Here is a 14999-nt window from a genome sequence, read left to right as displayed (position 1 = left end):
GGCAGAGTAAAACTTGAAGTGCGACATAAACCACCTAATTAATTTAAAGGGTTTATGGAGTATATAAAATTGTCATACCATCATCTTAACTTTGAAGATCGTACTGCATTAATGCTTGAGTCAAGAAAAGAAGGCTTTTCAGCCAGAAAATTTGCTGAACTCATTAAAAGACATCCTAGTACGATCTATCGTGAGCTTAAAAGAAATAGCATCAATGACGTTTATCAAGCTCGATATGCTTCTGATAACACCTTCGCTAGACGTAGACGTGGTCACAGAAAACTCAAAATCGATTCAATCCTCTGGAAATTTATTGTTGAAGCGATCCGTTGTTTATGGTCTCCTCAGCAAATAGCAAAGCGTTTAAAGACATTTCCTGATTTGGATCAAACAATGAATGTAAGCCATACAACGATTTATTCAACGATACGAGCATTACCCAAGGGTGAGTTGAAAAAAGACTTATTATCCTGTCTGCGTCATGAAAATAAAAAGCGAAAAGCTAACGGTGAACCTAAAAAAGATTCTATATTACAGGATATTAAAACTATTCATGAGCGCCCAGCCGAAGTTCAAGAAAGAAAAATACCGGGTCATTGGGAAGCTGATTTAATTAAAGGTAAAGACAATAAAAGTTCGATAGCAACACTTATTGAACGAAATACACGGCTCTGTATCTTGGCAACATTACCTGATGCAAAGGCAGAATCAGTGCGCAAGGCTTTAACTGAAGCTCTGAAATATTTACCTGCAGAACTGCGTAAAACGTTGACCTATGACCGTGGACGCGAGATGTCAGAACATAAAATACTCGAAGAAGATTTAGGCATAGATGTATATTTCTGTGACCCACATTCACCTTGGCAAAAAGGCACATGCGAAAATATGAATGGTTTAATTAGGCAATATTTACCTAAAGGGATTGATTTAAATCAGGCAGATCAGCATTATTTAAATCAAGTTGCCATGTCACTGAATACTCGTCCTAGAAAGGCGTTAGATTGGCTTACACCATTAGAGAAATTTGCTCAGCTTGTTGATTATCATATGGCTTTTGAAACTGTCGCACCTCATGTTTGAATTCGCCGGGCTTACTTGATTCTTGATCTGGACTGTCATTACTCTCCTAGATAAATATCATCTATTCTTTTTGCATAAGAAAATATTATGATTGGACAACGATACACCCCAAAATATAAAGATGAAGCCGCTAAATTGATTACAGGATGTGAATATTCTGTCACTGATGTAGGAGAACGTTTAGGTATGTAAAAGCACAGCATTTATAAATGGCTAAAGGTGCAACCACTCTGATGAAAGTGAACTGCTCGAGGTAAAGAAATAAATCCTGTGCCTTACAAGTCAGCTTAAACAGATTGAAGAGGAATGGAATATCTTAAAAAAGGTCGCAAGATACTTTGCAAGCATGTCCGAGTAAAGTATCAGTTTATCCTTGAATGCAGCCATCAATTTAAAATTAAAACGATGGGTAGGGTTCTTAAGATTGCTCTTGCTCTCTATTATGCCAAGTTGCATGAACTTGAATCAGGCAGAACTATTAAAATAAGCGGTTATTGTAGCTCATCCATTCTTCTTATGATGCCAGTTATGACATCTACGGTTATCGTCATATCACGCTAGATATTTTAAAGAGCTAGGTGAAAGTTGTGAGTCTTCGCGTGCTGACGACCATGAGGAATAATGGCAGGATATAAGAAGTATAAAAGCATGTCGTGGTCGTCCTCAGATTGTGCCACCTATTCGTTTAAATTGAAAATTTGTTGTAAACACACCTGATACCTTGTGGGTGAGTGATCCTAGATCCACATCTACCAAAGTGGGTCATATCTGACTGTGGTTCTCGATTTATATTCAAGGAAATTCATCGATTGGTGAATTAAATCTAAGCTTGCCAAGGATATCGTTTTAGATGCACTGTTAATGGCGGTATGGCGACGCAGACTCAATGAACCCAGATCCATACACTTAGACCAAGGTTCAAATACAACAGCAGAGACTGGCAGAAATTCTGTCAGAAGCATAACTTGGCCCCAAGCATGGGCTGTAGAGGGAACTGTTGGGATAATGCTATTGCTGACTCTTTTCTAGCAACTTAAAGAAGGAAAGAATTAAAAAGAGGGTATGAAAAACGAAAAATGGCCCATGCGGATGTGTTTCATTATATCGAGATGTTTTACAATCGGATCAGGTGTCATTCGCATCTCGATGGGATGAGTCCAGAAGCCTTTGAGTCAACTTCAAAATGAGGCTGTTTCATGTCAAGCATACTGGGAATAGTCCAATTTTAACTTTATGAGTTCATAATATCACTACGTAAAATTCCATCTTCAATTATTAAGACTCTATCAGCGGAATTTATAGTTTCTTGTCTGTGAGCAATAATAAATCTAGTAATTTTTAGCTTTTTGATAAGATTATTAACCTCAAACTCTTTATATATATCTAAATTACTTGTTGCCTCATCAAGAAAAAGAATCTTTGGTCTTTTATAAAGAGCTCTAGCTAATAAGATCCTTTGCTTCTGCCCACCAGATAATACGGTCCCCATCTCTCCTATAAGTGTATTATAACCCATACTTGTATTGATTATCTCCTCATGTATAGCTGCCATTTTTGCACACTCTTGAATCCAGTCTAAATTTGAGCTGGCATCAAAAAAAGATATATTGTCTGCTATGGATCCTGAAAAGAGAACATCTTCTTGTAATACCGTACCAACCAGTGATCGTATATTATACAAACCTAATTCTTTGATTTTATGCTCGCCATAAAATACATCACCTGTTGTAGGAGCTAGAATACCAAGCAAAATGTTCAATAAAGTTGATTTCCCACTGCCAGAGGCACCAGTTATGGCAACTGATTGACCATATGGTATTTCGAATGTAATATTATTTAGAATGTTTTTTTCATAATTAGAATAACTAAATGAAATATTTTTAACTTTAATTGATAACTTATTTGAATTTATTTCCATAAATTCTTGAGGATAAATGATTTCGGGTTCAGTAAGGGAAATATCTCTTAATCTATCGTTATGTAATTTTATTGTACCGATTTCTGATAACTTATCAATTAAAGCAGTAATTCTATTTGTAAAAAGTGTTTTGTAAACGACGAATGCAACAAGAGAACCTACACTCAATTCATTTTTTAATACTAGCAATGTGGCTAAGTATATAATTACAATATTTTCTAGTCCAAAAAGAAAAATTCTAAATTCTTTAGTCATTATGTTTATTTTTTCTACTTGTATTTCAGAGTTAATTTGGTTAGTAAGTAGGGAAAACCATATAGATTTTCTTTCAATTTGAGCATTAAAAGTCTTAATAGTTTTTACCCCACGGATAGATTCAAGAAAATGAGAGTTCTGTTTTGCAGTATGTATAATGCGTTCTTCATTTTTGTATTTTTGTGGATAATAAAACACTATTTTAATTACTAAATAGAGGATCGTGAAAATAAAAACTATACTAGTTAATAGTGGTGAGTAAAATAATAGTAAGCTAAGTATTAAAATTGACATAATTCCATCAAATATGGCTGTCATAAAGCTTGATGTTATAGTATTCAATATGGTGTTGATTGATCCAAATTTCGAAGCAATATCGCCAATTGATCTTTTTTCAAAAAAATCAACTGGTAAATCTAGTATCTTTGAAACAATATTGGCCTGCCATTTTAGACTAATATTGAATTTCATGAAAATATTAAGATTTTCTCTTGCTAAATCCAATATTACTTGAAATGCTAAAATAAAAACGAAACTTAATGCTAATATTGACAGTGAACTTTCATTCTGAGTAGGAATAATTTGATCGATAATCCATTGTAATAATTGTGGATTTAGTAAGATAACTAGTTCTAGACTCAATGAAATAAAGAAAATTTGTACTAAGACTGATTTAATCCCTATTATTTCATTAAAAAAATTATTAAAGTTTGATTTTTTAATCTTATATTCATTATTTTGGGAGTTAAAGTTTGGTTTTGGCCATATTTCTAAAGCTATACCTGTAAAACTTTTTGAAAAATCTTCTGAATTAATTTTTCTAACACCTATTGCAGGATCATGAATTATATAGTTATTATGATTTATTTTAGTTAAAATAACAAAATGATTGAACTCCCAGTGTAAAATACACGGTAAATTAATGTTTTCTAAATTTTCTATATCAATTTTTATTGGTCTTGTTTGAAGTTGCAAATCATCAGAAATTATCATCAGCATATTCAGTGAAGTGCCTTGTAATGATATTTTATATTTGTTTCTTAATGTGATTATTGAGATGCTTTTACCATAGTAATTTACAATCATTGCTAAGCATGCTAAACCACATTCAGCCGATTCATGTTGTAGAATAACAGGAACTTTTCTCTTCAAACTAAAATTTAACATTTAATCGTAACTCTTAATTTTTAAAGGGGGTTAAGATCCACGCAATAATTTTTTTGCGATCTTGTTTAATTTCTGCTGTTAATGTCAATCCAGCTCTTTCCTCTATTTTATTTTCATAATATTTTTTATTACTTTCTTTTATTTTTACTTCTATCAGGAAGTAGATCTCCCCTTTTTTATCATTATTTAGAATCAAGTTATCGGGATCTATGTCTGATGCAGAATATGCCATATTTGAAATTTTGTATATATATCCTTCTCTCATTCCGTAGGTTTGATATGGATAAGAATCATATTTTAATAAAACTTTATTATTTATTTTAACTTTTGAAATGTACTGACTTTCTAAATATAGATTTATTTTTAATTTGTTACTAGGAGTTATTATCATCATAGTTCTTTCTTTTTTTTGAAATTTATTAGCTATTGAATTAATTATACTTATTGAGCCCTCCACGGGGGATCTTATTTCTTTTTTATAACCATTAATTTCTAAAGTGTAAAGTAAATCATTTTTTTTTACATGATCTCCAACTTTAAAATATTGGTTTTTGATTAAACCTGACTCATTAGTTTGTATTTTTATGTATCCATCTTCTGGTAAGGTTATTCCCTTTACACTGATGTATCTTGTGTACTCTCCAGTAAAAAGAAATGTGGCTATGAGTGTTGTTGTTAATAAAAGAAGATATATATATAATGTTTTTGAGAATGGCCTAACTAATGAAATATTGCTAAAATTTTTATTACTTTGATTTTCGAGTGCTTCTTTTCTATATATCATTAAATTAAACCTAACCTAAATATACGATATTTTCATGCTATTCTAAAATGAATTTTTAGTATGAGTTTAGAATACCTATTAAATTTTTACGAACAAATCATTATATTAAGGATGTAATTGTATCCAAATAATAAGTAAATATTTCGCTAACTTAATTATATAGATGAATTGTTGAGATTTAAATAGACTGTATCTGAATAGTGATTTATTGGCCTAACCACTTATAGATTAAGAAGTATTGAAATGTTATATGTTTTTGAAATACTTGGATTTAATATTCTTTCTAATCCTTGTAACCATTCATTAAATTCAGTTAGCTCTTCTAAAGGTTTGGGATGCCTTAACGTATAAGTAATTCCGAAATCTTGTAGACGTTCAGCAGAGGGCCATCGAAGAGGGCTTTTAACAATTTTTTAGCAATATGTTTAAAATTATGACTTCAATTATTGAGAGCATGGATTTATACAACTAATGTTTAGATTGGTTTGTGTTATCAGTGAGATCAATTTCTAATATTGCATATCATTGATTCACTATAGAGAGTCTAATTTCAAGTAGGTATTTCCATCTAATGTTCAATGCAAATGTGAATGTCCAACTTTTTAGAGATAGTGTAGTTTTTCTTCATATTTTAGATAATGTTTCAGGGTGTGGTCTGTAAAGTCGAAATTTACTTTTGATCTCAAACCATTGATAATATTAGATGCATTTAGAATAGGGGGGTATGCTCTATAAATGGATTGCCAAAGATTTCATTCGTTTAATGAAAGAAAGAGACCAAGACGTTTACATGTTTGAAGGCATGCGGGATCACTTAATTGAACTACATAATCGGGGATATACGCTCGCAATTATTACTTCAAACTCTAAAGAAAACTGTCAAAGTATTCTTGGTACAGAACTATGTGAACTTTTTAGCCATATTGATGGTGGCTCGTCTATATTTGGCAAAGCTCAACGAATTAAGCGTGTTCTCAACATTTTGAATTTAAATAAAAACCAAGCCATTTATGTCGGCGACCAAACGACTGATGGCGAAGCTGCACATAAAGCAGGCATTGATTTTGCTGCGGTAGGTTGGGGTTATACATCGGCTGAAAAATTAAAAACCATTCAGCCCAAAGTCGTGCTCAACGACTTGGCAACCATGAAAGAATTTTTCTAAATATATGAAATGCAGGACAAACCATGAATAACAATAACAACCCGATTGGAATGATTGATTCTGGTTTAGGTGGGTTGTCTCTTTTTAAGCATATTCGGCAGGCTCTTCCGGATGAAGACATTATCTATTTCGCTGACTCGAAATATGTCCCGTATGGAGACAAAGAAAGCGACTGGATTGTTTCACGAACCACGCATTTAATTTCAAACCTAGTTACTCAGGGTAAATGCAAAGCGATCGTGATTGCTTGTAACACCATGACGGCTGTAGCGATTGAAACGATTAGAGCGCAAATTAATGTGCCACTTATTGCGATAGAACCAGCCGTAAAACCTGCTGTAGCAATCACACAAACTAAGCATATTGCTGTCTTGGCAACTGCAACGACGGTTAAGGGAAAAAACTTAAAAAGTTTAATTGAAACGTATGCGCAACATATTAAAGTGTCTTTAGTGCCGTGTATTGGTTTGGCCGAAAAAATTGAAACGGGTAAAGCGCATACAGCGGAAGTTAAGGATTATTTAGAAAATATTTTGGTGCCGTTGGTCGAACAAAAAGCCGATACGATTATTTTAGGATGCACACACTATCCATTTGTTTCAGATACGATTCAGGAAATTGTAGGTCGTGATATCCAAATTATTGAGCCTTCGGAAGCTGTAACAGCGCAATTAATTCGGCAGCTCAATCAATATCATTTAAGTTCTGAAAGTCCAAATGAGGGAAATCATATTATTTGGACCAGTTCAGACCCGTTGGAAGTCGCAGACGTGACTTTTTCTTTATTAGGTACGCGTTTACCCGTAAAAGCTATAGAAAAGTAAACTCTAGAAAAGATGATAAGAGGTATATACTTATCATCTTATATATTTATACAAACTGTTAAATTAAAATTAACGATAAATCTATTTTATTAACTAAGTATATACAACTCAATTTTATATTTTAAATTTAATTAAAAACCGTAAATATAATAAAGAGAATAATATTATTTAAATATGAATAATATTATTATATTTAAACTTTTTTATTAAAATAAATTGACGTTCTTTATTATAGCGATTAATATCTCGTTGCTGGCCTACATTGCCAGACGGTTTTGACAGACCGTAAGTCCCCATAGCGGATTATAGTTTTACTATAAGTCGTTAGACCCTTGCGTCCCCCTTTCTTTGCGGTAGGACGGAAGGGGGACGCCCCGTGCGTGCTGGTCTCTATGGGCACCAGTCTGTCAACCCTCTTTCGTTCTACCACCATAAATTAATTCGCGGTGATCTGGTGGTAGGACTCCATTTTTAAGGAGTTGGCCATGCCATTATTCAAACTCATTTCCTCTCTTATTTAACTATTTTATTTATTTAAAATTTGGGTTTTCTATATCCTGATTTTTTAAATTCATAAATTATTTTTATTTTATAATCTTAATTATTTTATTTTCCTGTGTTTTTGTGGGAGGATTAATTATTATTTAAAAAATTATTTTAATATTTAAACGAATAATATTTTTATTTTATTTAAAGATATAAATAATCATGAGAATAATATGAAACTTCATAAATTTATATTGTTTTTAAACCTTGTGGTCGGTGCTTACAGTATTACAAATGATGATGCGAACGCTCAGCAGGAATTTAAAAGAATTTGTTTGTCAGGTGAACACATGCAAGCCAGTTGCAATTGTGTTTGCCAACAGCTCACGCAACTGTATTCACCTCAAATCGTGCAACGTTTAAAACACACCAGTTTGCAAAGTCCTGTTCTCCCACAGGGCTTTGCCCCTAATTTGTTTAGCAGCATTCAACGCTGCGACAAAACTGAAATGGGCTAAGTTCGCTTAGTTCCTTTATCTCTGTGTCACAATGATCTCTCAAACTTTAAATCAGCGCAAAAGTAAAAGTCCGTTGTGACATAGAGGCCTAAGCAGAGTTCTCTATTTTCTTTCACGGGAAAGGGGCTGTGTAGCAGTAGAGGGTTATAGTCCGTGGATACATAGTTCTCAAATAGTAATAGTTCTTTTTTTAAGCATTTGAATATTTATGTCAGAACTTACGATCTAATTTGGGCAATTAATTCGAATATATAGAAAAGAAAGAAGCATGTCACAAGAGCAATTGGCCTTGCTCTGTAACATGGATTGAAGTTATCTAGGAAGAATTGAAAGAGGGGGTAATCCTACTTTAGAAAAAATTTATGAATTGGCAGCCTTATTAGAATTGGATGCAAAAGATTTACTTCCAAAATAATTTTAGAAACGTTTCTTCTGTTATGATTTGACATATTTTTTAAATATATAACTTGGTGTTGTTTTGAAAGTAATAGATTTCTTTTCTGGTTGCGGTGGGGCAAGTGAAGGACTACGTCAAGCTGGATTAGATATCACTATTGGACTCGATTTTGATATAAAGGCTGCTGAGACATATCAGGCTAATTTTCCTGAGGCATTATTCTATAATGTTGATATTAGAGAATTAGATGAAAAAGAATTAACAAAAGCTTTTAAAGAGAAAAACAGGGAAAAAGAACCTCTTTTGTTTGTTGCATGTGCCCCATGCCAGCCATTCTCTACACAAAATAAATCAAAAAGTGAAGATGATATTCGGCGTACATTATTAGATGAAACACATCGGTTTATTAGCAAATTAAAACCAGAATATATTCTTGTAGAAAATGTTCCTGGTCTTCAAAAAATTGATAAAGAAAAAGATGGTCCTTACAAGCGGTTTATCACTTTTTTAGAATCTAAAAAATATAAGATTACAGAATTCATCGCAAAATCTGAAGAATATGGCGTCCCTCAAAAACGTAAGCGGTTTGTCCTGCTAGCTTGTAAATCGAAAAAAATGGAAATTCCACCAAGAACACATGGTGAAGGACTTCCATCAATCCTTACAGTTAAGGATTTTATAGGTGATTTTCCTCCAATCAAGGCTGGTGGAATACATCCTGACGATCCGTGGCATAGATGTCCAACGTTGAATGATCGTAATTTAGAGCGTATCAAACATACTCCAGAAGGAGGTGATCGACGTCATTGGCCTGAACATTTGATTAATGAATGCCATAAGAAACATTCTGGACATATGGACGTGTATGGTCGTATGAGCTGGGATAAGCCAGCACCAACTTTAACAACACGTTGTTATAGCTACTCAAATGGACGTTTTGGGCATCCCGATACAAATCAGCATCGTGCAATTAGCGTGAGAGAAGCTTCAAGGTTACAGACATTTCCCAAAGATTTTATCTTTATAGGTAGTGTGGTTGAAGCTTCTCGCCAAATTGGCAATGCTGTTCCTTGTGAAATGGCTAAACAGTTTGGTTTAGCCATTCAAAAGCATTACTTAAATTCCAGGAAAAAATCTGAGAATTAATTTTTTATATAGGATCAGCTATTTTAGTATCTGATAGTAGGGGTTCTTCATCGGGTAGTGGTGATTCAAATCCTTTAATAAAGTCAACACCAATTCGTCCCGAATGGTGTGAAGCCATATTTTGAAATCTTTCAGCATATCCACTTCTTAATTGAGATTTTAATTTTAGTTTGATTCGGACTCTATCTATATCATCACCATTAGCTTTAAAGGTTAGAGCTTCATGATTCCGCTCATCTAATTTGTGCTTGTAATTCAATATTACTAGATAGTCACTTACAGGAAGATCAGTTTCTGGATTAGTTACAGAGAAGTATAAACGTTCTCCATTCTCGTAAGCATAAATGTATTTTGAACGAGTTGCATTTTCTAAAGCTTCTTCGGCATCCACTTTAAATAATCTGAGTACTTGTATCATTCGATGAGGGGTAAGTCTTTTATTGATAGGTGCAGTTTCTTGAGTTGGGACCATATCGCAAGCAGGTGACACACATACGTACCATTTTTTATTGTCTTGATCATAAAGAACAGTACCAGTACTAATATGCTTTTCACGATAATTTTTTGATGATAAATTCATATTTAAAGCATGATACATATCCTTAAATGTCTCGGGATTTATGGTAATCCCCATTTTTTCTGCACAGAAACTTTCGAGTGAAGATTGTGAAGATACAAGATTGAATTCTTCTTTGTAACTAGTAAAAATATTTTTAATAAAATCAGAAAGTGTTTGATTTTGAGAAAACTTAAAATATAAATCTTCAGCAAGACTCGAGTAAATTGTTTTGATCTTACTGTTAGTAGAATCATGCTCTTCACCTTTTAAAATTTCTTTAAGCCACGCAGCTTGCCCAAAAGAATCATTTTGATGAATTACGTTAAAAGACATAGATTCTGCTTCAATCTGATTTTGTATTTCTGATTGAATTAACTGATAGTAAGAAGGTTTCCAATCTACAATAGAATTAATTAATGTTTGTAAAATTCTTTCTGGATCCTTTTCAAAATCAGTACTTTTATTATGTATACATATAAAAACGTTATGATATTGAATCCATTTCAAACCTTGTTTATCACCAAAAATAGTTGAATTTTTATTTTTATCTGACTGATATATTTGATTAATTTGTACGTGATAATCACAGATTAAAGTTGCTAATCTTGCACAATCTTTTTTTACGTCATACTCACTCTCTTGAGCTAAATCTCTCTTTAATCTATGGGGAACATTTTGATTAAATAAATAGTCAAGGTATTCATCCTTTGTTAGAGAGTATGTTCCCCTCTTTTCTATAATATCATTCTCAATTTTTTCTTCCCATAATTCTATTGCTTGTTCATTTTCAATGGCTTGTAAATTTTCATGCACATCTTTTGGGGTCGTTAAGCTGGCAGTAATTTGTTGCCAGACAGTGTTTGGTGGCTCATTTGTATAAACTACTGCAAGATTAAAGTGCGGTGAGTTTTTTAGTTCACTTAAAATTTCAATAGTTTTTTTGGGATTTTGATTTTCAAGATGATAATCAATAATTAGTAAGTCAGATTTCCGGATTCTATCTGCTTCAAGATGAGTAGCTGAATTATCTAGATCGCATAATATTTTTTGATGTTGAAAAAAAGACTCCAAAGCAGCAGCTCTCTGTGAACTTTGAATAATAGAGCTATCTACTGCTTCACCATTAGCCAAAGCTTTAATAAGAGATGAATAGGGAATAAATTCATCGTCAATCATCATTACCGAGCGTATAGCATTGGAGCAAAATGTTTTTTCAACTAGTTCTTCATATTTAATAGCAACGGTCACAATTATTTCTCCAATCCATTAAATTTAATAATAAAGTTAGCGCCCTCTTCAAATATAAGAGGATCGTCATTATGTTGTTCGGCATACCAAATTTTGTGATGCGCTACAGCTAAGTTCTCACGACATAAGTACAGTCCTACGCCACGTCCATTCGCTCGTTTTGTATAGAAAAGATCAAACAGCCTTTGAACATCATCTTCATCAACTTTTGGCCCTGAATTTGCAATTACAACGAGATCATCAATTAAATCAATTTTAATTTTTCTGTCTTCAACTAGTGCAACCCAATACATCGCATTGTTAATCAAATTAATGAATACTGGGTAGATGCGTGAGGGAAGGTCATTAATTTTTAACGATCTAAAGGCTTCAGTTACTTCAAAATTAATACGTTGTCTTTCAAAACGATCACCATAGAACTGAATAATATGGGCTTCGATATTTTTACCAGTAATTGTCTGGCGGGCTTGATAGCCAGAAATTTTTAATGGGGAAAGGAAGCGAATTTGGCTTGTGAGTGCTTTATGAGAGTCGTACGCTAATTTGAAACCAGGATGTTCTTTTACATCACTTGGCAATGAATTTAACCCACGAGTGACCAATGAGTCTATTTCTTCAAGCTCATGAGATAAGATTTCTACACTAATCCCAAGTTGTGCGACAGCATTGATTGTTCGCATTTTTTCTTCAATATCTGATCGTTCTTCTTCTGCTATTGAAAATGCTGAATCTAAGTTAATGCCGTCAGATATTTTTTCTAATGTTTTTAAAATAGCATCATATTTGAATGTATAGGCCTCTACTAACTGTAGATAAATAATATCTAGATTGTTTAGGGCATTTTCTAAATGAGAGGAGTCCTCAACACTTTCAACAATACTTATTGCTTGACTGTAGTATGAGCTTCTATCTTCACTAATATCTTTTTTCCAAGTCGAATGAAGTACATCAATCTTAGCTTCAATGACTGAAAGATATTTATTTAATTTAGAATTTAGAATAGCTTGGTTTTTATCAAATAATTTCTTGGCTGTCTGTTGAGGAGCTAACTTATTTAATTCTGACTCCATCTTATTAATAAGGGTTTTTAGCTGAATAATATAAGCTGAAAATTCGCTATATTTATCACGATACTCCCTATATTTTTCCTCATAAATTCCTAGTTTGGGTGGTTTAGTAGGAGTTTTAATTTCTGTCCGTGTCATTTCAAGTTTTGATAGCTTTTCATCAAGATTTTGTAAATCATCCGAGCTAAGTTTATCTTTATTTTCTAGGCTATTTTTGAGAGTTTGAGCTAGGGATAAAGCTTCTTCAAGCTTTGGTGTTTGGTTTCTTAATGCATCTTTAAAACTTTTTTGAGATGCCTTACGAGCTTGAACTTGAGCTGATTTTCTTAATTCACGCTCTTTTTTTACGATATCTAACAGCTCTTGGCGTTCTTCAGATTTAGAGCCAAAATATCGATCTGCAAGTGTTATGAGGACATCTGAAACGAGAATTCTTAGATCTCTAGATGCCTGATTACTAATAAAGCCTTCACGACCAGATTTATCTTTTAGCTCCTTATTTTTTTCATGTGAAATACCGATATATCCAAATACGCGACGGTTAGACCAATAATATCTTCCAGCATGAAAAGAGCGCCGTTCTTCAATTCTGAAGAAGTCGTTATCCACTCTTCCATAAGGCAATACACGTAAATTATCTCTAAAGATTAAAAGTCCAGCATATTGTTGCGTTTGTAAACTAAGTTTATAAAAAACATCATCTTCAAGAGAACTCATATCTTTCATTATTTCATAAGTGCCTAGAAGAAATTCAAATTCTCCTACACTTGATTTAGCATTTATATCGATATTAGGAGGAATTGAAACTTCACCTTTGTTTTGTCCAAATGCTATTACATTACCTTTAAACCAACCCTTATTATCAAATTTTCCTATAATTTTATGCTCTAGTAATTCAAAGTCTTGAATACTAAATACATCACTATTATTTAATATGGGCTTAGGGTGTTGTGTATTTGATATTCTAAAAATTCGATATGAAAAATTTTCATCTTTTATTGTATAGGGATTAGTAAATGCTCTTAATGTATCTACGAGATCTTTTTGGATAGCTGCAACTTCTTGATTATCTTTTGCGAGATCACCTTGATTATTTAATAAACTTAAATCTCGTCTTAAATCGAGTAAGAATAGAGCTGTGCCATGTTGCCCGCCATCTTTTTCAGAAACTTTATTTAGTATTTCTTTCCAAGGGATAATCGCTCTTTCATCCAAAATAGCATTTAAGCAAAAATTTTGAATTTTATCCTGCGTCGTAAGAATATAATTGGAATTGCTTGCTTCTCGTTCATCTTCAGAAAAACGATCCCATGCTCTTTTCTTGATTAAATCTTCATACCCGAATTGAACGTTTTTAATCAGCTCTTCTTTTAATAAATCAAATGCGATTGTGGGCAGAGTAAAACTTGAAGTGCGACATAAACCACCTAATTAATTTAAAGGGTTTATGGAGTATATAAAATTGTCATACCATCATCTTAACTTTGAAGATCGTACTGCATTAATGCTTGAGTCAAGAAAAGAAGGCTTTTCAGCCAGAAAATTTGCTGAACTCATTAAAAGACATCCTAGTACGATCTATCGTGAGCTTAAAAGAAATAGCATCAATGACGTTTATCAAGCTCGATATGCTTCTGATAACACCTTCGCTAGACGTAGACGTGGTCACAGAAAACTCAAAATCGATTCAATCCTCTGGAAATTTATTGTTGAAGCGATCCGTTGTTTATGGTCTCCTCAGCAAATAGCAAAGCGTTTAAAGACATTTCCTGATTTGGATCAAACAATGAATGTAAGCCATACAACGATTTATTCAACGATACGAGCATTACCCAAGGGTGAGTTGAAAAAAGACTTATTATCCTGTCTGCGTCATGAAAATAAAAAGCGAAAAGCTAACGGTGAACCTAAAAAAGATTCTATATTACAGGATATTAAAACTATTCATGAGCGCCCAGCCGAAGTTCAAGAAAGAAAAATACCGGGTCATTGGGAAGCTGATTTAATTAAAGGTAAAGACAATAAAAGTTCGATAGCAACACTTATTGAACGAAATACACGGCTCTGTATCTTGGCAACATTACCTGATGCAAAGGCAGAATCAGTGCGCAAGGCTTTAACTGAAGCTCTGAAATATTTACCTGCAGAACTGCGTAAAACGTTGACCTATGACCGTGGACGCGAGATGTCAGAACATAAAATACTCGAAGAAGATTTAGGCATAGATGTATATTTCTGTGACCCACATTCACCTTGGCAAAAAGGCACATGCGAAAATATGAATGGTTTAATTAGGCAATATTTACCTAAAGGGATTGATTTAAATCAGGCAGATCAGCATTATTTAAATCAAGTTGCCATGTCACTGAATACTCGTCCTAGAAA

The 14999-nt window shown here is 33.2% G+C and carries 8 protein-coding genes and 4 pseudogenes; 8 read left to right on the top strand and 4 right to left on the bottom strand.

The features are described from left to right. Positions 1 to 54 precede the first annotated feature (54 nt). Entirely contained in the window at positions 55 to 1080 is a 1026-nt protein-coding gene (locus MKL51_RS11145) for an IS30-like element ISAba125 family transposase (RefSeq protein ID WP_004994718.1), read from the top strand. An 87-nt stretch (positions 1081 to 1167) separates the two neighbouring features. Then, positions 1168 to 2267, top strand: a pseudogene (locus tag MKL51_RS21040) (IS3 family transposase). 44 nt (positions 2268 to 2311) lie between these two features. On the opposite strand, the gene MKL51_RS11135 reads toward MKL51_RS21040, so the two are convergent. After that, on the bottom strand, positions 2312 to 4420 hold the full coding sequence (locus tag MKL51_RS11135; protein ID WP_017481854.1) for a peptidase domain-containing ABC transporter: 2109 nt from the start codon (positions 4418 to 4420) through the stop codon (positions 2312 to 2314). Between the two features lie 13 nt (positions 4421 to 4433). Further along, positions 4434 to 5204, bottom strand: a complete 771-nt coding sequence (locus tag MKL51_RS11130; protein WP_005066671.1) for an HlyD family efflux transporter periplasmic adaptor subunit — start codon at positions 5202 to 5204, stop codon at positions 4434 to 4436. Positions 5205 to 5940: 736 nt separating this feature from the next. On the opposite strand from MKL51_RS11130, the pseudogene MKL51_RS11125 reads away from it, so the two are divergent. The 5 genes and pseudogenes from MKL51_RS11125 to MKL51_RS11105 form a co-directional block, all read left to right on the top strand. Beyond that, a pseudogene (locus MKL51_RS11125) lies at positions 5941 to 6369 on the top strand (HAD-IA family hydrolase); the annotation flags it as partial. 23 nt (positions 6370 to 6392) lie between these two features. Continuing rightward, complete coding sequence (murI, locus tag MKL51_RS11120) at positions 6393 to 7193, top strand: glutamate racemase (RefSeq protein ID WP_017481852.1); 801 nt, start codon at positions 6393 to 6395, stop codon at positions 7191 to 7193. A gap of 719 nt (positions 7194 to 7912) precedes the next feature. After that, positions 7913 to 8207 (top strand): annotated as a pseudogene (locus MKL51_RS11115) (hypothetical protein). Between the two features lie 258 nt (positions 8208 to 8465). Beyond that, a pseudogene (locus MKL51_RS11110) lies at positions 8466 to 8612 on the top strand (helix-turn-helix domain-containing protein). A 63-nt stretch (positions 8613 to 8675) separates the two neighbouring features. Then, a complete protein-coding gene (locus tag MKL51_RS11105; protein ID WP_017481851.1) occupies positions 8676 to 9740 on the top strand; it encodes a DNA cytosine methyltransferase in 1065 nt (354 codons plus the stop codon). Positions 9741 to 9744: 4 nt separating this feature from the next. Here the strand turns inward: MKL51_RS11105 and MKL51_RS11100 are convergent, their stop codons facing one another. Together MKL51_RS11100 and MKL51_RS11095 are read right to left on the bottom strand one after the other, a co-directional pair. Further along, positions 9745 to 11547, bottom strand: coding sequence for a response regulator receiver domain (locus MKL51_RS11100; protein ID WP_017481850.1), 1803 nt, complete (start codon positions 11545 to 11547; stop codon positions 9745 to 9747). Positions 11548 to 11549: 2 nt separating this feature from the next. Next, a complete protein-coding gene (locus MKL51_RS11095; RefSeq protein ID WP_270904315.1) occupies positions 11550 to 13829 on the bottom strand; it encodes an ATP-binding protein in 2280 nt (759 codons plus the stop codon). 232 nt (positions 13830 to 14061) lie between these two features. Between MKL51_RS11095 and MKL51_RS11090 the strand changes: the two genes are divergently transcribed. Then, a partial coding sequence (locus tag MKL51_RS11090) for an IS30-like element ISAba125 family transposase (protein WP_079396101.1) occupies positions 14062 to 14999 on the top strand: 938 nt, incomplete at its 3' end.

Source organism: Acinetobacter sp. AOR18_HL (assembly GCF_027855145.1).
GTDB classification, from domain to species: domain Bacteria; phylum Pseudomonadota; class Gammaproteobacteria; order Pseudomonadales; family Moraxellaceae; genus Acinetobacter; species Acinetobacter pittii.
Note: the sequence above shows the minus strand (reverse complement) of the source record. Positions and strands in the feature narration are given on the sequence as shown.